Source organism: Desulfatibacillum aliphaticivorans DSM 15576, assembly GCF_000429905.1.
GTDB classification, from domain to species: domain Bacteria; phylum Desulfobacterota; class Desulfobacteria; order Desulfobacterales; family Desulfatibacillaceae; genus Desulfatibacillum; species Desulfatibacillum aliphaticivorans.
Genome location: NZ_AUCT01000023.1, coordinates 47076 through 67225, shown reverse-complemented (window position 1 = coordinate 67225; position 20150 = coordinate 47076). Strand labels below are relative to the sequence as shown.

The following is a 20150-nucleotide window of genomic DNA, read 5'->3' as shown; positions in this document are numbered from 1 at the left end:
TTTTTGATCTTGTGGAAACTGAAAAACCAAAATAGTTTATTTGTTATCGCGGCCCCAAGTTCTCATGGCAACGCAAGCCCCGCCGCCCGCCTCATCAATAATCGGCGGACCTTGAGCAAAACCCCAAACCCAAACAAAGGAGAAAACCAATGATTTTACGCAAACTGGAAGACGTGGATTTTATCGACGTGGGCAAGGCTTTTGGATTGCCTGAAAAATTTTATCAAATCCAATGGATTATCAGTAATCAGGTCGGGGACGACAAATACCGGCATAGTTACGCGGTGAGAAAATACACCTTGCAGCCCGGGCTTCCCTTGGAGGCCATGCCCCTGCACGAGCACAAGTACATCCAGTCGCCCCATATTCTTTCCGGAACCATGGTGTTTGAAAACGGCGACGGAGAAGTGGTGGAGGCTGGCCCCGGAGACACGGTTTACTTTTACGAAAACGAGCCGCACAAGGGCGTGGTCAAGGGCGACGAGCCCGTGGAGCTGCTTTGCATTATCGACTGTCCCGGCGACGGCGTGGACTGCGTCCCTGAGCTTCCCCAAGGCATTGAGATGAAAAAATCCGCCTGCGGTTGATACTCTCAGACCCGCCGGCGGGAACCCCCGGCAAAGGAGAAAAATGATGAAAGAGTGGGAAATCAAGGTATTGTATTTCGGGAAAATCGAGGCGTCTTTATCATTGGTCTGGCCGCCCATGAGTCCTCCCCTGGAAGAGGACTTTTCCATGGCCGCCCCCTATCTGGGATTTCTTTTAAAGAGCAGGGATAGGGTCATTCTGGTGGACACGGGCATCAATGAAAAGTTCATTGTGGACGGCAAGGCGTGGGGAATGCTGCCGGCCGAAGGCGGCGCCCCTTTCGTGGAAGCGGCTTTGAAGGAGAACGGGCTTTCCAGGGAGGATATCGAGACGGTCATCCTGACCCATCTCCACAACGACCATGCGGGTAATTGCGGGTTGTTCCCAAAAGCCCGTTTTATTTTTCAAAAGGATGAGTGGCATAATCTATTAAGCCCTTACCCCCATCAGAAAATCCGGAACGATTACGATGAAGGAATTATCGAGGAGTTAAGAAATTTCAAGATTTCGTTTGCGGACGGAATCCTGGACGTGGATGAAGGGGTGCGCCTGTACAAAATGCCCGGCGGGCACAGTCAGGGCAGCCAGGTTGTGTGCGTAAACACAGCCAAGGGAAACGTGGTATTGCTTGGGGATATCGCCTTGTTCAACTTTCTGGCCTTTCCCCAATCCACTGAGGTGACGGACATGCACGGCGCCAAGCACGCCATTCCCCAGGGCTCTTCGATATACGGCCCCGCTATTCCCCACACGGTCATTTACGATTCTTTCGGCTTTTACGACGCCATGTCCCAAATTCGAGCCATGGTTCCCAAGGACGAACCAGGATATCTGATTCCGGGACACGAACCGTCTTTGCTTGTGAACGGAGTTTAACGCACAATATTTATCCATCAATAAGCCGGGACGGGCGCGCATTCCAAAGGACGCCTCCCGGCTTATTGCATGTTGCCCGGATTTGCTGTGCTCCGGCCGCTCTGTCCTCCGGCCTCGAAAATATTCTTGCATAGATATCCATTGCACGGTTACAAAGAGAACGAATCAGTTTTCTATTTTTATAATTGTGGACAGGGCCTTGCGGGCGAGAGAGCCTGCCAGGGAAAAGACTAATGAACGAGACGGAACGGAAAATATTTGATGCGGCCCGGCGGCGGTTTGACAGATTCGGCTTTAAAAAAACCACCATGGACGAAATCTGCAAGGATGTGCAGATGTCTAAAAAAACTTTGTACCAGCATTTTAAAAGCAAAGAGGATCTGTTTGTCGGGCTGTTTATCAGCGAGGCCCTGGCTGCAAGAAAGGAAATCTTTAGAAAATTAGGCTCCGTAGAAGACCCGCTGGTCAAGCTGAGGCGCATCCTGGAAATCGCCTTTGACTATTTTTCCCAGGACAATTTTATGGTGCGTGTGCTGCAAAACAACGAGGGGCTTTACTCTCCATTTTTAAACAAGCGGTTTCAGGCCGTGGTGGAACAAGGCATGGTGGACATCATCGCCGACATCCTCCGGGACGGGGGTGAAAAGGGCCTTTTCCGCGACACGGATGAACGGCTTATTGGATACGCCCTTTTCAAGATTTCTCAGGCTTTCACCTATGCGCGCACCATTGATCCGGATCAAGACAGAGAGCGCGAGCTGGCTCTGTTATTCGAATTCCTGACCAATGGCCTGCTCATTCGCCCATAACGGATTCATAAATGTCCGCCGAAATAATTGCCGGAATTGGAAAAGGCCGGAGCGCTTTCGCCGCGCTCCGGCATTTGTGAATCAATGCTTTGTGGGATCGTTCTTTTACTCCGGCTTGCGGGGAGTCCACCAGGGGTAGAAATAGGGCATGCCGTCGGACACCTTGACCTTAAATTCCGGCGCCCGTTTTTCCAGGAAGGACATGACGCCTTCCTTGCCGTCCGTTTCGCTGGCATAGTAAATCGACCGGGAGTCCATGTTGTGGGCGTCCATGGGATGGGAAGCGCCCATCATTTTGTACATAAGCTGGCGGTTGAGCGCGATGGAAATGGGCGCGGTTTTTTCCGTAAATTTCTTGGCCAGGGCTTTGGCTGCGGGCAAGAGATCCTCGGGCGCGTGGAGCGAGCGGATCAGGCCGCCGTCCTTGCCTTCCTGGGCCGGGAAGACCTCCCCGGAATAGGCCCATTCCAAAGCCTGGGAAACGCCCACGATCCGGGGCAAAAACCAGCTGGAGCAGGCCTCGATGCAAAGCCCCCTTTGGGAGAACACAAAACCCAGCTTGGCTTTTTCAGACGCCAGCCGGAAGTCCATGCCAAGCGTCATGGTAATGCCCACGCCCACGGCCGGCCCGTTGATGGCCGCGATGACCGGCTTTTTGCAGTCGTAAATCCGCAGGCTCACCTCGCCGCCCGAATCCCTGATTTCCTCTATGTTATAGGGCTCCTTTTGGGGGATTTCGTACCCGAAAATGTTGCCTTCTGCGCCCAGCTCCATGCCAGCGCAAAAAGCCCGGCCAGCTCCCGTAAATATGATGGCCCGGACGTCATCGTCATTGTCGGCCCGATCCAGGGCGTCAATGATTTCGCTTTTCATGGTGATGGTAAAGGCGTTCAACCGGTCCGGCCGATTGAGAGTGATGGTCAATATGCCGTCTTCCACATCATACAGAATGTCCTGGTAACTCATTTTTCCTCCTTAAGGAACTGGCGTGCAGGCTCGATTTTTTCCCGCATTTTGTCAGACGTGAGGGTTAAAACGTTTGCCGGATGACTTCTCAAATAACTTATCCAGGCCAAGGCCCCAAAAGGACCTGCGGCCGAAAAAATTCGATGAAAAGGGAAAAATCCCGGAAAAACCGCTGAAAATTCCAAAAAAAATTCATCTATCCAATGGTTTGACTAGTGGGGCCTGAAAGCCGTAGGGTCCCGAATAACAAGGTGTTTCACGGTCGTAAAACTAATGTGGCCCAAAAACACGCCCTGTGTCAAGCCGATTATCGTCATGACGCAAGTTGACAGACCCATATTCCCGGTCTACACTTCTGCTATTGGTTATGGATACCACTGTCAGATCCCAATCCATCCACAAGGCTAACCTATGAGCGCCAAAACAAAAACAACGCAGGAGAATAGGGCCGTGTTAAGCCGAGGGCAGGCCACCCGGGAAAGAATTGTCGAAGCGGCAAGGACCGTGTTTTCCAGGCAGCCGTACCATTCCGCCAGCATCCGGATGATAGCGTCGGAGGGAGAGTTTGAACACGGCATAATTCGTTATCATTTTCCCAGCAAAGCCATCCTGTTTGAGACCATCCTTAAGGAAATTTGCCAGGATATTGAAGATGCCAGTGCGGCCTGGCTTTCCCAAACCGCGGACATGCGGGCTGAGGCCGGCCTGGAGTTTTATCTGGAAGAGCTATTCGTTTTTTATGATGAAAGGCCCGAATCCCTGAAGATTATCGCCCTGAATCTCCCCCAGGACAGCGGCGAGGAGCCCATTCCCGGGTATGAGTATATTATAGGCATGCTGCAGGGAACCCTTGAGAACGTTAAAAAGAATTTCCCCCCCACGACCCCTCCGGACCTGACGTTGCGCTTCCAGGACGCGTTCAATGCGTTGGTGATGCATTATCTGGGCGCCAGCTATTGCCAGGCCATGGTATTGGGGTTGCCCCCCAAAAGCAGTGAGTACAAGGACTGGGTCAAGAAGAGCATGGTCATGATCTTCAGCCCAATGCTAAGAAGCATATACCGGGCCGGAAGGGAAGCGGCCAAGTAGCCCGCTGATCCGGCGTCGTGCAATTCATTGTCAGTACATTTCCCCCGCGTCCTGCATCATGCATCGCGGAGGAGTTTGACGGCCAGGAAGGCTGTTTTTGTAAATGGCTTGGTGGAAGATAGCCGCTATTATCTTGAATCCGGAGCATTCATGGAAAAAGCGACTTCCCAATGCGGGGAATCGGCCCTGGCCAAGGATCGGTTTGATTCCCTGCTGGATATTACCGGCGATTGGATGTGGGAAGTCTGTCCCGAAGGAAACTGTATATTCAGCAGCCCGTCCGTCCGTTTTATGATTGGACGCCCTCCTGAAGCACTGATCGGCGAAAATTTGTCCCGAATCATAACCCCCCAAGACGGGGAGGCCCTGCTGGAGCCTTGCATCCGGCGGGTTCTGGACTCGGGCGAGCCATTCAGGGACGTTGAGATTCCCGTCCTTCGCAAGGACGGCGGAGAAGTGATCCTGGCGGTCAGCGGCCTGCCCATCCTGGACGAAGACGGCCGTATAACCGGCGTCAGGGGAGTTTCCAGGAATCTGACCCACCAGCATTGGGCCGAGCAGGCTTTGCGAAAAAGCGAGGAGCGGTACAGAAATTTCATCGAGTCCGCGCCCATCGGCATGATGATCTCCGACACCAACGGTTGCATTATTTACGCCAATGAAAAGATGGCGGAAATAACCGGGTATGAGCGAAGCGCATGGCAAGGGCGCAGCTACATAGATATGGTTCACCCTGATGATTACGGCGTAATCCTGGAAAACCGCACCCGGGCCATCGCCACCCTGGAGCCTGTGGACCCTTATGAAATCCGCATATTCAACGCCGCAAAAGAAGTTGTCTGGCTGCGCCTTATTCCCCATTCCATGTATGAATCCGATGAATACGGAAACAAATCCGTGGCGTATTTTCAAAATTTCATCGAAGACGTCACAGCCAGTAAAATCGCCCGGGAGGAAAAAATCCGGCTGGAGCAGCAACTCAGCCAGACGCATAAAATGGAGGCCCTGGGCGCCTTGGCCGGCGGCGTGGCTCACGATTTTAACAATATTTTGTATCCCATCATCGGCTATGTGGAGATGACCCTGTCCGAGGTGGGCGACAACCCGTTCGCCCAGGGCAACCTCAAGGAAGTGCTGTCGGCGGCGGAACGGGCTCAAAAACTGGTGGATCAAATCCTGGCCTTCAGCCGCCGCAAAAAGGAGAAGCTATTGCCCATGCGCATCCAGCCGGTGGTGAAGGACGCCCTGAGCCTGATCCGGTCCTCCCTGCCGCACAATGTGCAGCTTCATACGGATATCAACGAAGACGGCGGCGTGGTTTTGGCGGACCAAACCCAGATTCATCAGGTTGTGATGAACCTTTGCACCAACGCCTACCAGTCCATGCGAGGCCGCGGCGGCGTGCTGGGCGTATCCCTGAAACAGTGCTCCATCGGCTGGGAGGATCTGAACCTCCATACCCGATTGAAGCCCGGAGACTATGTGCGCCTGTGCATCAGCGATAGCGGCGGGGGCATGGACGACGCCGTCAAGGACCGGATTTTTGAGCCGTATTTCACCACCAAGGGGCCGGAAAAAGGCTCCGGCATGGGCCTTGCCGTGGTCCACGGCATTGTGGCCAAATACAACGGCGCCATTACCGTGGAAAGCGAACTTGGCAAAGGCAGCGTTTTTACCATCCTGTTGCCGGTGGCCGCAAAGAATCCCGGAAGCGCCCCGGAAAGCGCTTCCATCCCGCTGCCAAAAGGATGCGAAAGCCTGCTCCTTGTAGGCGGAGAAAAACAGGTCCGGGACATATCCGCAAAAATGCTCGCTCAATTGGGCTACACTGCAGCCTCGGCCGGTTCGGGCAAAGAAGCCTTGGAAATCCTTAATGCGAATCCGTCCGGATTTGATCTGCTTTTGACCGACGAGGCCTTGGATGACATGACCGGTCAAAACCTGATCAACGCCGTTCGCCGGACCAAACCAGGCATGCCCGCTTCTCTGGTTGCAAACCAGACTGAAGGACGGCTTCAGGGCATTCCGGGGGACGGGAAGAAAATCGACATCATTGTAAAACCCCTTGACATTAAAAAGATAGCGCGAAGCATTCGGACGCTATTAGACGACGGCCAATAACAAATCTCTTGAATATCTCGCACTTTATGTGTAATAAACTAAAGTAAACATACTTAAGAATGCTATGGGCAGGCTGATTAACTTCACCTGGGGGGAGCCATGGAGGATTCTAAACGTAGTTCCGTAGAGTCGCAACTATCTGAAAACACGTCGAACAAAGCAGGGCGGCATCCCATACACAACCTGGCTGACAACGCCCACGGAACGCCTCCGGCCTTGGAGGAGATGGATTCCGTTTTGGCGGGGTTTTTTCGGGCCACGGGCGTCAGCGTCAGCCTTCTGACCTATCCTGAAGGCCGGACGGCGGCCCAGGCCGGTTGGCAGTCTTTGTGCAAGGGCTTTCACCTTTCCGACGCCCGGTCCGGGCGAGTTTGCCGCGACAACTGCCTCAGCCTTCTGGCATCCATGGATGGAGGGGACAACCCAGCAGCCAGGATTTGCGGCTTTGGGCTCACCGATGCAGCCCTTCCCATTTTTCATGACGGCAAACAGGTGTTCACCCTCATTGCGGGCCAGGCACTCACCCAAGAGGATCCTGATCCCAAGAAGTTCGCGGAAATCTGCCGGGAATACGGCTACAACCAGGAAAGCTATCTGGACGCTTTGACCCGGATTCCCCGCATGAGCATGCACAAACTGTTGGACCACCTTCGATTTCTGGCCCAAACCGTGGCCAGTCTGTACAGCCGGGATGCATCCCTGAAAGAAAAAAACGGCGCCCTTGAAAAGCTGGCGGCGGCCAAGGAAAGCTATCGCTCCCTGGTGCGCAGCCTGCCTGAAATCGTGATGCGCCTGGACTCCGAAGGGCGTATCCTGGCTCTCAACCGCACCCTGGACGGAACTCCTGTGGAAATGGTCCTGGGCTCCAGCGTTTTGACTTATATCTCCTCCAAATTCAGAACCAACCTGGACAAAGCCATACGCCAGGTGCTGGAGACGGGCCGGGCGGGAGACCTGGAAGTCAAGGCCGCGGGACCCAACCAGTCCATCAAGTCGTGGTATGAAGTCAGGATCACACCCATTGAAATGGAGGGAAAGCCTCCCGACCTGACCATGATCGCCACGGACATAACCCGGAGGAAGGCCGCTCTCAAAGCTCTGGTGGAGTCCGAGCTGAAATACCAGACCATGCTGGACAGCCTGCAGGAAGGCTTTTTTGAGCTGGACCTTGAAGGCAATCTGATTTTCGTCAACGACGCCTTATGCCGCATCTACGGCCTGTCCCGGGAGGAAATGCTGGGCCTGGGCTACCGCCAGTACACCCGCTCCGAAACCGCAAGCCAGCTGTTTGAGATGTTTAACCGCATCTACCGGACAGGCGAGCCCGCCCGGGTGGTTCAGTATCAGGTGGTCAAGCTGGACGGAACTCCGGTGCAGATCCAGATGTCCGCCTCCTTAAAGACCGTGGACGGCAAGCCGGCCGGGTTCCGGTGCATCTGCCGGGACATCTCCCACATTCTGGAAGCCCAAAAGGAAAAGGACAGGCTGGAAAAGAAGCTCACGCAGGCTCAAAAGCTGGAGGCCATCGGCACTCTGGCCGGCGGCGTGGCTCATGACTTCAACAACCTCCTCACCGGGCTGCAGGGAAACGTCAGCCTCATGCTGCAGGATCTGGAGCCCGTCCATCCCCATTACGGCCGCATCCAGGACATGGAGGCGTACATCGCCGCCGCCACCGGCCTGACCCGCCAGCTCCTGGGCTTCGCCCGGGGGGGGAAATACGAGGTCAGGACCCTGGACATGAACAAGCTGGTGGACAAAACCCTCCATATGTTCGGCCGGGCCGCCAAGGAGGTCACCATTCACCGGGACTTCCAGGGCTCCTGGGCCGTGGACGCCGACTCCGGACAGTTGGAGCAGGTGCTCTTGAATTTATTCGTCAACGCCGGGCAGGCCATGCCGGACGGGGGCGACCTGTATATCCAGACTCAAAACATCCAGTTGGACGAAATATTCGTGAAGCCCTACTCCCTGGAGCCGGGAAAATACATCAAGGTATCCGTCACCGATACGGGCCACGGCATGGACGAAGCCACCCAGCAAAAGGTTTTCGATCCCTTTTTCACCACCAAGGACGTAAGCCGGGGCACAGGCCTGGGGCTTTCCTCAGCCTACGGAATCATCAAGAATCACCAGGGCATGCTCACCGTATACAGCGCCCCGGGCAAGGGCGCCACCTTCAATATCTACCTGCCCGCCGCAGCCAAAACCGAGGTTGCGATGGAGGAAAAAGCCTCCCTGGGAATCCTGTACGGCAGCGAAACCCTGCTGTTGGTGGACGACGAGGACGTTATCATCAAGACGGGCGGAGAAATTCTCAAGGCCCTGGGCTATCAGGTCCACCTGGCCGGCAACGCCAGAACCGCCCTGGAAATCTTCAAGGAAAGCCACCGGGAAATCGACATGGTCATCCTGGATATGATAATGCCTGATATGACGGGCGAGGAGGTTTACGATCAGTTGAAGCTCATCGATCCCGCGGTCAGAGTTCTTTTATCCAGCGGCTACAGCCTGAACGGACAGGCTGTGGAGATCATGCAAAAGGGGTGCAACGGGTTCATTCAGAAGCCCTTTAACCTGGAACAGCTTTCCCATAAAATCAGGGAGGTTCTGGGTAAAAACGATTGCTCGGAATAGGGCGAGGCCCGGCAAGCCGCTTTTGCGTATTTCAAGGAGGATGTCATGCAGAAGAAATCACGTTGGCTTGCCCTTGCGGCGCTCTTGCTTTGCGCAGTCATGCTGTCCGGCTGTTATTCCGCCTACAGGGCCGCCAGGGACGAACGCAGCCTGGGAACCCAAATGGACGACGCCAAACGGGCGACGAACATCAAATACGCGCTCCTGGCCGACGATTCCGTCAAAGGCCTGGACATCTCCGTGTCCGTATATAACGGCACGGCCTACCTCATCGGCATTGTAGAAAAAGACCTGCAAAAGGATGTCGCCGTAGCCCATGCCAAGGCGGAAGAGGGCGTTAGGTCCGTCAAAACCTATCTGCTGAACGTTAATGACAAAACCTTGGGCGAATCCGTGGACGACACGGCCCTTGCCGCCAAAATCCGCACCCAGCTGATCAAGGCCAAAGATTTTGAATCCACCCAGGTCAAGATTGAAAGCGTGCTGGGCCACGTGGTGCTTTTGGGAATCGTGGACAGCCCCGCGGACAGGGACCGGGCCATCGCCATCGCCAGGTCCGTGGAAGGCGTCAAAAAGGTTAAATCATTTATCGTAATCCAATAGGCGCGGGGTTCGCCCCGTCCGTCATTTCCGCATGCTTTTAGCGGGAATCCAGCGTCCTTGCCCTTTTTTTGGGTGGCCCTGGCACAGCAGTATCGTGCCAGGGTTGCTTTAGCAACAGTAGGTGCGGCCGCTGAAGACAGTAGGAACCCAGCAATTCCGGCGGACGGCAGGCCCTGGTTAAATACTCATGCCCATGACTTGCGTGGAATGCATACATAACTAGAACTCATTCCCATGCCTTGCGTGAGAATGCATATATAAGCATATAAAATCTAATTGGTTATCAAATAAATTGATTCTGAAAATTCGGAGGCAATCACCCGGATGAAACGCCCCTTATATTCGAACCTGTTCATTCTGTTGACCGTATTCCTGACTGCCCCACCGGTTTTTGCCCAGGCTCAAAACAGCATATGGGACGATTTTATCGCCGAGCCCAATTCAGCCCATTATCAGGCGATCATCGCCAGGATGCAATCCATGGATGAGCAAGAGAGGCTGAAGCATCAGACTCCTAAAAAACTGATCGGAGAAGAATCCTGGAAGTTTTTGCGCTCTCTCTATAGCCTTGTGAGACAAGGGGACTATTACGCCTGCCATCTGGCTTTTGATTTAGCTGATTTTTTTCGCAACAACGCATCGTTCGTAGAGGCCTTGAATGATCTGCGGGGCGAAATCGTCAATGTAAACCCGGATTTGTTCTTGGAACTGATCCACAAGTACTACACCATAGAAGACCCCAGGCATCTGCTCCTAAGCAGCATCGTGACAGCCACCGGCGACCAATATGTTGATGAGTTTGAAAAGACAATTCAGGAAAATAGTAGAAGAATCGCCTCGTTAAAGGCCGTCAAATCCAACGAGTTTTCAAAGGAAAAAGACCTGTGCATCCAATTGTTGGAAGAAGATAACGAGCATTTAAAAAAGGTTATAAAAAAATTTGAAAGTCAGGCTATTGAATAGCCTTTTAATTTGCGGCGTCCTTCTTCAATCATCCCCCCGCCAGCTTGACTTTGTAGCCCTTTTCCTTGATGGCTTCGGCGGCGGCTTCCCGGTGGTCGCCCTGGATGATGATCACGCCGTCCTTGACGGAGCCCCCCGACCCGCATTTCTGCTTCAAGAACTTGGCGAAATCCTTCAAGTCCGATCCTTCCAGGGGCAGGCCGAATATAGCGATGGCCGTTTTTCCTTTGCGGCCCTTGACCTCCCGGCGGATGCGCACCACTCCGTCCTGGGGAAAGGGCTGGGGCGTTTCCTTGCCCTTCTTTTTCTTCTTGCAGGAGCATTTGGCTTTGGGCTTGCCGCAGTCAGGGCACATGCGGCCCGTCTCCGTGGAGTATACCAATCGGCTGTTGCTCATAATCAACCCCCTATAACAAAAACGCCGGAAAAAGCCCGCCTGGGGCCTTATCCGGCGCTGGATTTTTCAACAATAAAAAACTACTCGTCCGCCTTGAGGCTTTTCATGGCCATGCCGGTGATGACCTTGGGGTAAAAATAGGTGGACTTCCGGGGCATGGTCAGGCCCGCCTTGGCCACGTTCCTTACATGCTGGATTTTGGTGGCGTTCAGGATGAATCCGGCTGCGGCCTCGCCGCTTGCGACCTTGTCCAGCGTCGCCCCGTGCTTGGTGTCGTAGCTGATAAAATCGTGGTCGTCCATGTCCGCTTCGGTAAGTCCCAGGAGCCTAAGGAAAATCAAGTCCCGCAGGACGGTCACGTCCAGGTCTCTCAGTTCCGGGGCGATCTTGCCTTCGAACACCTTATCCATGGCTCCGGGCTTGATGACCATCAGCCTCAGGGGCTCGCCGGTCAGGGCGACGCCGATGGCCGTTCTTTCGGTCTGGTTTTCCAGGGCCGCCAGAAAATCCTCCCGGCCGGTTTCCGCGTCGAATTCCGTGATGTCGAAATATTCCGGGGCTTTTTCCAGAAAAGCCGCCTTGGCGCTGTCGCTCAACTTGGCCAGCATACGATGCGCGGCCAGGATGATCATGCCTGGGTCGGCCATGGAGGAAAGGTACATCATGACGTATCGGGCCGGATGATCGTCGGGCATGCCTGGATTCTCCGCCTCCAAAAACTCCATAAAGGCCAAGCTGGTTTCGTAGCGATGGTGGCCGTCCGCAATGTATACCGATTCTTCGCCCACCTTTTTGCTCAAAAACTCCTGGGTTTCCGGATCCGTGATGCGCCACATCCTTTGACGGTGGCCGGCGTAGTCGACTACGTCCACGTCCGGCGTCTGCTCAAGGACGACCTGGTGCATTTTTTCAAAAGCTCCAGCGTCCGTATCGGGAAACAGGGAGAATATGGACGAAAAATTGGCGTGCACCTTTTTAAACAGAGCCAGGCGCTCGGATTTCACCCCGGAATAGGTCTGCTCATGGGGCAGGACCTTGCCTTCGGAAAAGGGCGTCAGGCGGACCGCCGCCACCAGGCCCAGGCGTTCGTGGATTTTGCCCAAAGCTTCAAATTCCGTGGCGATGAGGTAAAAGCACAACTCCTTGTCCTTGGTCAGCACTCCCTGCTCCTGCCATTCCTTGTAATAGGCGGCGGACCGGGTGTGAGGATTGTTTTCCTCGTTGTCTTCAGGGGTTTTTTTGCCAAGGATAAGGCGGATAACGCAATTGGGGTGCGCCTGGTAAAAGGCCTCCTGCTCCTCGGGGCTGATGACGTCATACGGAGGCGTCAGAACCTTGGACATGTCCTTGACTTTTTCCGGGGCGAACAGGATACCCTTGAAAGGGGCGATGAATGCCATGATAACTGTTTTTCCTTTGTTTTCTTGATTGCTTGCGGGCGCTCCCGCAAAGAGGTTATGCTTTGCAGCCCCCAAGTGGCCGCTTTTTAAGATAGTGCAAGAATCACGCCCCTGATACACAATAAAGCCCGGACAAGCAAGTTATTTTAAGGTTTTTGCAGGCCAAAGGTTTGACAAGAGGCTGTGTTTGCCGTAGATTTTCGAGCCGCGCAGGATACGCCCTTTCCGGGCCGGACGAGTGCGCTCTTCGCGGGCGCCTTTAAACTTTTTACTTTGGATATTCGTTTATTATGAGTCTTTTGGTCGTCAACAACCTGTCCCTTTCCTTCGGAGGGCGCACCATATTCGAGAACCTCACCTTTCAGGTGTCGGAAAAAGACCGCATCGGTCTGATAGGCCGGAACGGCACCGGAAAAACCAGCCTCATGCGGATCATGGTGAACGAGGCGGCGGCCACCGCCGGCGAGGTGCGGGTGACCAAGGGCATGCGTTTGGGCTACCTGGCCCAGGATATCTCCGATCCGTCGGACGAAACCGTGCTCCAGTCCGTTTTGGAGGCCGTCCCGGGACGGGTGGAACTGGACAAGCGCATGGAACGCCTGGAAGAGGCCCTGTCTCAGGCCGAAGACCAGGAGGAACAGGCGGAAATCGGCCATAAGATCGCCAAGCTGGCCGAAACCCTGACGGATTTTGAAACCCAATACGCCAAGCACGTGGCTGAGCAGATTCTCTCCGGCCTGGGTTTTCTCATGGAGGACATGGACCGCCCCCTGGCCGAACTTTCCGGCGGCTGGCGCATGCGCGCCGCCCTGGCCGGGCTGTTGTTCCAAAAGCCCGATATCCTGCTCATGGACGAACCCACCAACCATCTGGACATGGACTCGGTCCGGTGGCTGGGCCAGTTTTTGGAGCGCTATGAAGGCGCCCTGATCCTGGTTTGCCATGACCGGGAATTTTTGAATTCCCAGATCAACCGGGTCATCAGCTTTGAGATGGAAGGCGTGCGCCAGTACCGGGGGGACTACGAGTCCTATCTTTCCCAGCGCGCGGAAGAGGAGCAGGTTCTGGAGCGTCAGGCCAAAAAGCAGGAGCAGCGGGTCAAGGACGCCATGAAGTTCGTGGAAAAGTTCCGGTACAAGGCCACCAAGGCCAGGCAAGCTCAAAGCAAGCTCAAGCTGGTGGAGAAGATGGAGATGATCAAGACCCATGCTCCCCAGAAAAGCATGAGCTTCTCCTTTCCCGAAGTCCCCCGAAGCAGCCAGAACGTGGTCACGGCTAAAGGGCTGACCAAAGCCTTTGGAGACCATGTATTATATAAAGGCGTGCGCCTGAACGCCCAGCGCGGGGACCGCATCGCCATCATCGGCCGCAACGGCGCCGGCAAGACCACCCTGCTTAAGATTTTCGCCGGAGAAATGAAGGCGGGAGAGGGCCAGGTGGATTTGGGCCATGGGGTTGCGCTGTCCTACTACGCCCAGCATCAGGCCGAGCAGTTGGAAGCCTCCCGCAGCATTGTGGAGGAGGTTTTCACCGCCGTGCCCAAGGCCACCCAGACCTTTGTGCGCAGCGTGTGCGGGGCTTTTCTTTTTTCCGGCGACGAGGTGGACAAGCAGGTCGGCGTGCTTTCCGGCGGCGAAAAAGCCAGGGTGGCCCTGGCCAAACTCCTGGTCAACCCGGGCAACTGCCTGCTCATGGACGAGCCCACCAACCATTTGGACATCGTGGCCGCCGAAATGCTCACCGACGCTCTCAAGGACTACAACGGCACCCTGATCTTCGTCTCGCACAACCAGTCCTTTGTAAAAAGGCTGGCCACCAAAATCTGGGACATCAAAAACCAGACCATCGAGGAATATCCGGGAACCCTCACGGAATACTTTGACCACCTGGACCGGCTGGAAGAGAAGCAGGAAGCCCAAGGCCGTCAGGAAGCCAAGCCCGCCCAGGCCGAGGACGCGGCTGATCCCGCCGGCGGAACCCGGGCCGAGAAAAAAGCCCGCAAACAGGCTGAGGCCAGAATTCGCCAGTTAAGGTGGGAGAAGATAGGCCCCATCCAAAAACGTGTTCAGGAAGCGGAAAAGAAAATTTCCACATTGGAAGCCAGGGAAGCGGAAATCTCCGAGCTCCTGGCCGATCCGGACGTGTTTTCCGACTCCGAAAAAAGTCAGCCTCTTTTGGAGGAATACCAAAAGGTTAAAGACGGACTGGATACTCTCATGACCGCCTGGGAGGCCGACCAGGAAGCCATTGAGGAACTGGAAGCCCAGTTGCAGGCGGAACTGGACGCCTGACGCGCGGCGGGCGCCCCCTCCCTTCTACATGACGCCATACAATATTTTTAAAACAGGGCATGGTCTTTGCATAATTTGTGGCCGTTGGATTGCTGTTTCAATTTTTCCCGTATTATTTAGCCCAAAGGCGCTGCAATGATTGACATCAATACCATGAAGGTCCTGATTGCCGACGACATGCCCGGCATGTGCAAGTCTATTCGGGGAATCATGAAACTCCTGGGATATGGGCGCGACTTCGTGTTCGCCAATAACGGCGCCCAGGCATGGAGGAAGCTGGAAACCGAAGAAGTGGACTTGGCCATCATTGACTGGAACATGCCTATCATGAAGGGCGTGGACGTGCTCCGGAACATCCGGGATGACAATGGGATGTGGGATATGCCGGTGGTCATGGTGACGGCCGAGGCTGACCCGGAAATCGTGGCGGAAGTGGCGGAAACGGACATTGACGCCTATCTTCTTAAGCCTCTCACGGTCAAGTCTCTGGGGGACCGGGTGGCCCGGGTCATCCACCATCACAACAACCCCCCCCCGGCGGTCCAGCTTTTACGCCACGCCAGAAATTTCTATAATGAAGGAAAGCTCGCAGAGGCCGTGGCCGCAGCCAGAAAAGCCGTGGAAATGGACCCCGGAAGCACGAAGCCCATCCGTCAGCTGGGATATTATTTCTTAAAAAACAATAATTTGGATGATGCCGAAAAATGCTTTTTGGCCGCCATAAACCGCAACAAATTGGATGTCTTTTCATTCAATCAATTGGGCGAGCTTTACATGCAGCGTCAGGATTTTGAAAACGCAGCCAAGTTCCTGGACGAAGCCATGAAAATCAGCCCCAGGCAGCTGGATCGGGGGATTCGTTTAGGGACAGTCCTGCTTCAGACCGGGATGCGTGACAAGGCCCGCCAAACCTTTGACAAAACCATCAGCGTTTCCCGGGAGCAAAACGAAACCCGGGAGATGATCGTGGACATCTGCGAAAAAGAAGGGGACATCCGCTACGCTGCCAACCTTTTGATTGAAATACTCCAAAACACTCCAGGCAGGCCGGACCTTTTGGTCAGGCTGGGCCTGTTTCTGGAGGAACTGGGGGACAATCAGGAGGCCGTCAAACGCCTGACCCTTGCCTCGGACCTGGACGCCAAGGATCCGCGGATCAAAATGCATCTGGCGCGCAATTATCTGGCCATGAAGCGCCCCATGTGGGCCGAAAAATATTTGAATCAGGTTCTTAAAGCCGACCCGGAAAATGAAGAAGCCCGGGAAATGTTACAGCAATGCTTGTGATGAGAGGTTTTAATGGATAACGCTGCAGACGTGCTTCAAACCTTCGCCCGCGTCGTGAGTATTTCCAATGACGCAAAAATCGGGTTTGAGGATAAACTTCAAAAAATCCTTGAAGAAATCATGCAATGCTCGGGCATGGCCAAGGGCTCCATCATGCTCATGAAAGGGAGAAAATCCCTGCAGGTGGCCGCCTCGTCCAGGCCCGAATTGATCGGCGTCTCCCAAAGCCTGGATGACGAAAACAGCCCGTCCGCCTGGGTGGCCGAGAATAAAAAGCCCCTTTATGTGGATTGCGCCCTGGACTGCCAGTTTCCTCAAAAATTTGACCATTACAAAAAGAACGCCTATTTTTCCGTGCCGCTCATGGCCGGGAAAAAGGTCATGGGCGTGCTTAACCTTACCGATAAGGTCGTGCTGGATCTCCTGTCCCCCAAAGAGCAGGAGTTTGTGCTGAACATCGCCGGGCATTTTATTATGGCCATCGAAAATCAGCGCCTGACCCAATCCCTTAAGAAAAGCAAGGAAAAGCTCCGTAAAAAAAACCTGGAACTGCGCAAGGTGGAAAAAGCCAAGGATCAGCTTTTCAATATGCTGGTGCACGACCTTAAAGGCCCTATTTCCGAAATGGTGGCCAACCTGGATCTCCTCACCTACACCGTTAAAGGCGAAAACCTGGAGTTCATCCAGTCCTCCCGCACCGCCTGCGACAGCCTTTATCGCATGGTGTCGGACATGCTGGAAATCACCAAAATGGAGGAGGGCCGCCTAAAGCTCTATCTGACTCCGGTCAACCCCATTGAAATCATCGACGACGCCTTGTCCAGCCTTTCAGGCATGGCCATGATCAAGGAAATCCGGTTCGCCAAGGAAATCCCTCATGACGGGGAGAACTGCCTGTTCAATGCCGATAAAATCCTTCTTTCGCGGGTGCTTCAAAACCTGTTGGTCAACGCCATATCCTACACGGACGCGGGCGGGGGCATTATCCTGGGGTACAGCACCCCCAAACCCAACCAGATTGTCTTTTTTGTGGAGGACAGCGGCCCGGGAATCCCCGACGGCTTTGAAGAGAAAATATTTGACAAATTCGTCCGCGTGAACGAGGCTGACCAGAACAGGGCTTATTCGACCGGCCTTGGCCTGGCTTTCTGCCAGATGGCCGTTATAGCCCACAACGGGACTATTCGCGCGGAAAACGCCACACCTGCGGGCGCCCGCTTTTCTTTTACTTTGCCTATGGATAATGGCGGTGGAACAAAAAAATCTCACGGAGCTACAGAATTTCGCTTGTGAACTGGGTGCGGACTCCGCCGTGCTCCTTGACGCAACAATTATTGACGCTAAAGAGAATTTGGCCGCCCTTTGCCAAAATCCAAGGTGCCCCAATTACGGCGTCGCCGCCAGCTGTCCCCCTCACGTGGGCGGCCCCGAATCCCTGAAAAAGCAATTGCCTTCCTACACTAAGGCCTTGTTTTTTCGTCTAATGGCCAAAAAAGACGACGTCTACTCCTCTAAAATCCACGATATTCAAGGCCAGGTTCACACCATCGCCGCCAGCCTGGAGAATAGGGCCCTGGAACTGGGCTTTGACAAAGCCCGCGCCTTTGCCGGAGGATCGTGCAAGAACATGTTCTGCGCCGATCAGCCCGATTGCAACGTCACGGCCCGCAACGGCGCCTGCCGGAATCCCGACTTGGCCCGGCCCTCCATGTCCGGCTACGGCATCGACGTCTCCGCCCTGGCCAAAGCCGCCGACTGGCCTCCCCTGGTGGTCAATAACGGCGCCGCCGGCAAAGAAGACTTCATACCCCTGTACGGCTTGCTGATTGTTGGGTGATCGGAATCGTTTTGAGCTTGTCGTAAAAAAAAGTCAATTAACCACGGAAAGCACGGAAGACACGGAAGATCGTCGTTCCCTCCCTGAATAGGTGTTCGGTGTCCCGGGACTGTTTCAATTGTACATGCCTGATTTTATTTGCTACTATTCACTTGTCTCATAAATCAAATTGATCAAAAGCCTATATTCGGAGCATGTAACCGGATAACCGGCATGAATGCCTTTTTTGTTCCTATAGGGCATCAATAGGGAGTAATTGGGTTTTTAAGATTGGGCGGCTGGTCGTGTGGGTCCAATGTGATGCAACGGATGTAAAAATATGCATCAATAGGATTAACCACGGAAAACACGGAAGGCACAGAAATGAGCAATTTGATCTTTGAAAGAGAGACCTATGTCATCAGAGGCGCAGTATTCGAGGTATACAGTGAAATGGGCTGCGGATTCCTGGAGGCCGTCTATCAGGAATGCTTGGAAACGGAGTTGTCGGCAAGGGGAGTACCTTTTGTGGCTCAGCCCGACCTGAAACTCAATTATAAAGGGCGTATATTACAGCAGTTCTATAAGCCTGATTTGGTTTGCTACAGTCAGATTATTCTTGAAATCAAGGCGGTTAAAGAAATTGCTGCAGAACATCAAGCTCAGATAATTAACTATCTGAAAGGCTCCGGCCTGAAGTTGGGATTGTTGATAAATTTCGGAAGCTACCCCAAAGCCCAAATCCAGCGTTTCGCGTTTTAATTTCCGTGTATTCCGTGTTTTCCGTGGTTAAAATATAGATGCAGCGTGTCAATCCCTTGGACATTTCAAGTAAAAATATGCCGATAACCGATTCAAGGCTGGGGCCAGAGCTTGAAAAAGTCCTTGTGCATTTCCATGGCGGCCATGGATTTGTGGAAATGCCGCAGGAAGACTTTTTCCGTGAGACTGGGGACTTTGTTAGCCAGTTGCACCAGGGAGATCGTATTGGAGATGGGCGGCTTGTTGGTATGGACTGCCATGATGTCCCCCCGGCTGATTTGCTCCCAGGCCAGGTGAGAGGCGATCACGCCCAGGCCCATGTGTTCGTCGATGGCCGCGATGACGGCCTGAATGTTGTCCACGGTGAGGGATATGTTCAGGCGCGGCGCCTGGCGTTTGAAATGGTGCTTGAACCATCCCCGCAGAATCAACTGGTCCGGCCGGAAAGCCAGATAATCCAATGTCAGCAGATGCTTTAACGAATGATCCCCCCGAATGCGCTCCTCATAATACCGGGTGGAGCAAGCCAGGATCACCTCCTCCTCGATCACCGGCTCCACCGCGAAATCCCGCAGGCCGGACAAATCCGCCTTTTCCGCAAAAAAAATGTCCGAAAAGGTAAAATCCAGGTCCCCGGCCCGGACCATGTTCAACAGCTTTTCCTGGCCTCCGAGCTCTAGAAAAAAGCTGACCTCCGGATATTTCTCCCGAAAGGACGCAAAGACCCGGAGCATGTAAATCTTGCCGAACATCCGGGGCGACCCCACCCGCAAAAGCCCCCAGGGCTGCTTCTTGGAAGCCGCAAAACTCCGCAGCTCGCTTTCCAACTCCTCCACAAAGGGCTTGACCATGTTGAACAGGCTTTCCGCCGCGGGAGTGGGCACGATGCCCTTGTGCACCCGGGTGAAGAGCGGGGTTTCCAGCTCCTCCTCCAGCTTGGCGAGCCCCTGGCTGACCGCGGATTGGGTTACGTGCAGATCCCTGGCGGCCCCGGCCACGCTTCGGCGGGCGTATACATGGTAGAAAAGTTTGAGGCGATTGAAGTCCGGCAGCATTAGATTTTCTAATCCAAAATAAAAATTAATTTAATTTTACTAATATATATCTCCGGGTTTATTATGGCAAGCACAAATGAACTTTCAAGGATGTTCACGGACAAACGTGCAAATCATAAGGACCCGTAGTTTCAGGAGGCGGACATGGCCATAAATATTGATAACTTCTTGTATTATATTTACATTCTTTGCTCTCCCGAGGATTCCACCCGGAGAACCTCGTTGGGAACCGGGTACATGGACCGGGCTGGCCTGGGCCGTTGCATGGGATGCATCAAAACCCTATTTTGGATAGGCGCAGCGGTGGGGCTTGCCATGATGATCGGCAGGTTGTAGGGGCTCTTTCCTCCCCCCGAAAATTCGTCCATTTCGTTTTTTAAGGGCCTGCGGCGCATTGGGCTCCCAAATCCCTGGGAAAAGCCGGCGTTGGCGGGCCTTTTCCGTTCAGCCCCCTGGATTTTTCCTTTTTTGTTTTCCTCCTCCCTGCATT

General features: G+C 54.1%; 18 protein-coding genes. 14 read left to right on the top strand and 4 right to left on the bottom strand.

Annotated elements, in window-relative coordinates; translation table 11 throughout:
• Nucleotides 1-149: 149 nt before the first annotated feature.
• From G491_RS34235 to G491_RS0119225, 3 genes are all read left to right on the top strand, one after another.
• Nucleotides 150-587, top strand: coding sequence for a cupin domain-containing protein (locus G491_RS34235; RefSeq protein ID WP_051327386.1), 438 nt, complete (start codon nucleotides 150-152; stop codon nucleotides 585-587).
• A gap of 43 nt (nucleotides 588-630) precedes the next feature.
• Nucleotides 631-1464, top strand: coding sequence for an N-acyl homoserine lactonase family protein (locus G491_RS34230; RefSeq protein ID WP_084511599.1), 834 nt, complete (start codon nucleotides 631-633; stop codon nucleotides 1462-1464).
• 233 nt (nucleotides 1465-1697) lie between these two features.
• Nucleotides 1698-2273, top strand: coding sequence for a TetR/AcrR family transcriptional regulator (locus G491_RS0119225; RefSeq protein WP_028315728.1), 576 nt, complete (start codon nucleotides 1698-1700; stop codon nucleotides 2271-2273).
• A 105-nt stretch (nucleotides 2274-2378) separates the two neighbouring features.
• Here the strand turns inward: G491_RS0119225 and G491_RS0119220 are convergent, their stop codons facing one another.
• Nucleotides 2379-3239 carry a crotonase/enoyl-CoA hydratase family protein gene (locus G491_RS0119220; RefSeq protein ID WP_028315727.1) on the bottom strand — a complete coding sequence of 287 codons (861 nt, stop codon included), beginning with the start codon at nucleotides 3237-3239 and terminating at the stop codon, nucleotides 2379-2381.
• Between the two features lie 450 nt (nucleotides 3240-3689).
• On the opposite strand from G491_RS0119220, the gene G491_RS34225 reads away from it, so the two are divergent.
• The 5 genes from G491_RS34225 to G491_RS0119190 all read left to right on the top strand — a co-directional run bounded on the left by G491_RS34225 (nucleotide 3690) and on the right by G491_RS0119190 (nucleotide 10652).
• Nucleotides 3690-4328, top strand: a complete 639-nt coding sequence (locus G491_RS34225) for a TetR/AcrR family transcriptional regulator (RefSeq protein WP_168161176.1) — start codon at nucleotides 3690-3692, stop codon at nucleotides 4326-4328.
• A 150-nt stretch (nucleotides 4329-4478) separates the two neighbouring features.
• A complete protein-coding gene (locus tag G491_RS34220) occupies nucleotides 4479-6449 on the top strand; it encodes a PAS domain-containing sensor histidine kinase (protein ID WP_015946920.1) in 1971 nt (656 codons plus the stop codon).
• Between the two features lie 99 nt (nucleotides 6450-6548).
• Nucleotides 6549-9086, top strand: coding sequence for a PAS domain S-box protein (locus G491_RS31565; RefSeq protein WP_084511598.1), 2538 nt, complete (start codon nucleotides 6549-6551; stop codon nucleotides 9084-9086).
• A 45-nt stretch (nucleotides 9087-9131) separates the two neighbouring features.
• Complete coding sequence (locus G491_RS0119195) at nucleotides 9132-9689, top strand: BON domain-containing protein (RefSeq protein WP_028315726.1); 558 nt, start codon at nucleotides 9132-9134, stop codon at nucleotides 9687-9689.
• A gap of 324 nt (nucleotides 9690-10013) precedes the next feature.
• A complete protein-coding gene (locus tag G491_RS0119190) occupies nucleotides 10014-10652 on the top strand; it encodes a hypothetical protein (protein WP_028315725.1) in 639 nt (212 codons plus the stop codon).
• A 28-nt stretch (nucleotides 10653-10680) separates the two neighbouring features.
• Here the strand turns inward: G491_RS0119190 and G491_RS0119185 are convergent, their stop codons facing one another.
• Nucleotides 10681-11049 carry a translation initiation factor Sui1 gene (locus G491_RS0119185; RefSeq protein ID WP_028315724.1) on the bottom strand — a complete coding sequence of 123 codons (369 nt, stop codon included), beginning with the start codon at nucleotides 11047-11049 and terminating at the stop codon, nucleotides 10681-10683.
• An 80-nt stretch (nucleotides 11050-11129) separates the two neighbouring features.
• Nucleotides 11130-12449 (bottom strand): DUF1015 domain-containing protein, encoded by a 1320-nt coding sequence (locus G491_RS0119180; RefSeq protein WP_028315723.1) that lies wholly within the window; start codon nucleotides 12447-12449, stop codon nucleotides 11130-11132.
• Between the two features lie 290 nt (nucleotides 12450-12739).
• Here G491_RS0119180 and G491_RS0119175 point away from each other — a divergent pair, with 290 nt between their 5' ends.
• From G491_RS0119175 to G491_RS0119155, 5 genes are all read left to right on the top strand, one after another.
• Nucleotides 12740-14740 (top strand): ABC-F family ATP-binding cassette domain-containing protein, encoded by a 2001-nt coding sequence (locus G491_RS0119175; RefSeq protein WP_028315722.1) that lies wholly within the window; start codon nucleotides 12740-12742, stop codon nucleotides 14738-14740.
• 135 nt (nucleotides 14741-14875) lie between these two features.
• Nucleotides 14876-16027, top strand: a complete 1152-nt coding sequence (locus tag G491_RS0119170) for a tetratricopeptide repeat protein (RefSeq protein WP_028315721.1) — start codon at nucleotides 14876-14878, stop codon at nucleotides 16025-16027.
• A 12-nt stretch (nucleotides 16028-16039) separates the two neighbouring features.
• Nucleotides 16040-17320: a GAF domain-containing sensor histidine kinase gene (locus G491_RS0119165; protein ID WP_028315720.1), complete on the top strand. Its 1281-nt coding sequence runs from the start codon at nucleotides 16040-16042 to the stop codon at nucleotides 17318-17320.
• Nucleotides 17277-17864: a DUF2284 domain-containing protein gene (locus tag G491_RS0119160; RefSeq protein WP_169829478.1), complete on the top strand. Its 588-nt coding sequence runs from the start codon at nucleotides 17277-17279 to the stop codon at nucleotides 17862-17864. Before G491_RS0119165 ends, G491_RS0119160 begins: the two co-directional genes overlap by 44 nt.
• Before the next feature lie 363 nt (nucleotides 17865-18227).
• Nucleotides 18228-18605 carry a GxxExxY protein gene (locus tag G491_RS0119155; RefSeq protein ID WP_028315718.1) on the top strand — a complete coding sequence of 126 codons (378 nt, stop codon included), beginning with the start codon at nucleotides 18228-18230 and terminating at the stop codon, nucleotides 18603-18605.
• Nucleotides 18606-18697: 92 nt separating this feature from the next.
• On the opposite strand, the gene G491_RS31560 is transcribed toward G491_RS0119155, so the two are convergent.
• Nucleotides 18698-19660, bottom strand: a complete 963-nt coding sequence (locus G491_RS31560; RefSeq protein ID WP_035219520.1) for a LysR family transcriptional regulator — start codon at nucleotides 19658-19660, stop codon at nucleotides 18698-18700.
• 144 nt (nucleotides 19661-19804) lie between these two features.
• Between G491_RS31560 and G491_RS35575 the strand changes: the two genes are divergently transcribed.
• Nucleotides 19805-19996 carry a hypothetical protein gene (locus tag G491_RS35575; protein WP_157468404.1) on the top strand — a complete coding sequence of 64 codons (192 nt, stop codon included), beginning with the start codon at nucleotides 19805-19807 and terminating at the stop codon, nucleotides 19994-19996.
• The last annotated feature ends 154 nt before the right edge of the window (nucleotides 19997-20150 follow it).

Bases quoted from the DNA above. Each gene is read 5' to 3' on its own strand.
- G491_RS31560 (WP_035219520.1), bottom strand. From the start codon at position 19,660: ATGCTGCCGGACTTCAATCGCCTCAAACTTTTCTACCATGTATACGCC.
- G491_RS0119190 (WP_028315725.1), top strand. From the start codon at position 10,014: ATGAAACGCCCCTTATATTCGAACCTGTTCATTCTGTTGACCGTATTC.
- G491_RS0119170 (WP_028315721.1), top strand. From the start codon at position 14,876: ATGATTGACATCAATACCATGAAGGTCCTGATTGCCGACGACATGCCC.
- G491_RS0119225 (WP_028315728.1), top strand. From the start codon at position 1,698: ATGAACGAGACGGAACGGAAAATATTTGATGCGGCCCGGCGGCGGTTT.
- G491_RS0119165 (WP_028315720.1), top strand. From the start codon at position 16,040: ATGGATAACGCTGCAGACGTGCTTCAAACCTTCGCCCGCGTCGTGAGT.
- G491_RS0119220 (WP_028315727.1), bottom strand. From the start codon at position 3,239: ATGAGTTACCAGGACATTCTGTATGATGTGGAAGACGGCATATTGACC.
- G491_RS34230 (WP_084511599.1), top strand. From the start codon at position 631: ATGATGAAAGAGTGGGAAATCAAGGTATTGTATTTCGGGAAAATCGAG.
- G491_RS0119185 (WP_028315724.1), bottom strand. From the start codon at position 11,049: ATGAGCAACAGCCGATTGGTATACTCCACGGAGACGGGCCGCATGTGC.
- G491_RS34235 (WP_051327386.1), top strand. From the start codon at position 150: ATGATTTTACGCAAACTGGAAGACGTGGATTTTATCGACGTGGGCAAG.
- G491_RS0119195 (WP_028315726.1), top strand. From the start codon at position 9,132: ATGCAGAAGAAATCACGTTGGCTTGCCCTTGCGGCGCTCTTGCTTTGC.
- G491_RS34220 (WP_015946920.1), top strand. From the start codon at position 4,479: ATGGAAAAAGCGACTTCCCAATGCGGGGAATCGGCCCTGGCCAAGGAT.
- G491_RS35575 (WP_157468404.1), top strand. From the start codon at position 19,805: ATGGCCATAAATATTGATAACTTCTTGTATTATATTTACATTCTTTGC.
- G491_RS0119180 (WP_028315723.1), bottom strand. From the start codon at position 12,449: ATGGCATTCATCGCCCCTTTCAAGGGTATCCTGTTCGCCCCGGAAAAA.
- G491_RS0119175 (WP_028315722.1), top strand. From the start codon at position 12,740: ATGAGTCTTTTGGTCGTCAACAACCTGTCCCTTTCCTTCGGAGGGCGC.
- G491_RS31565 (WP_084511598.1), top strand. From the start codon at position 6,549: ATGGAGGATTCTAAACGTAGTTCCGTAGAGTCGCAACTATCTGAAAAC.
- G491_RS0119155 (WP_028315718.1), top strand. From the start codon at position 18,228: ATGAGCAATTTGATCTTTGAAAGAGAGACCTATGTCATCAGAGGCGCA.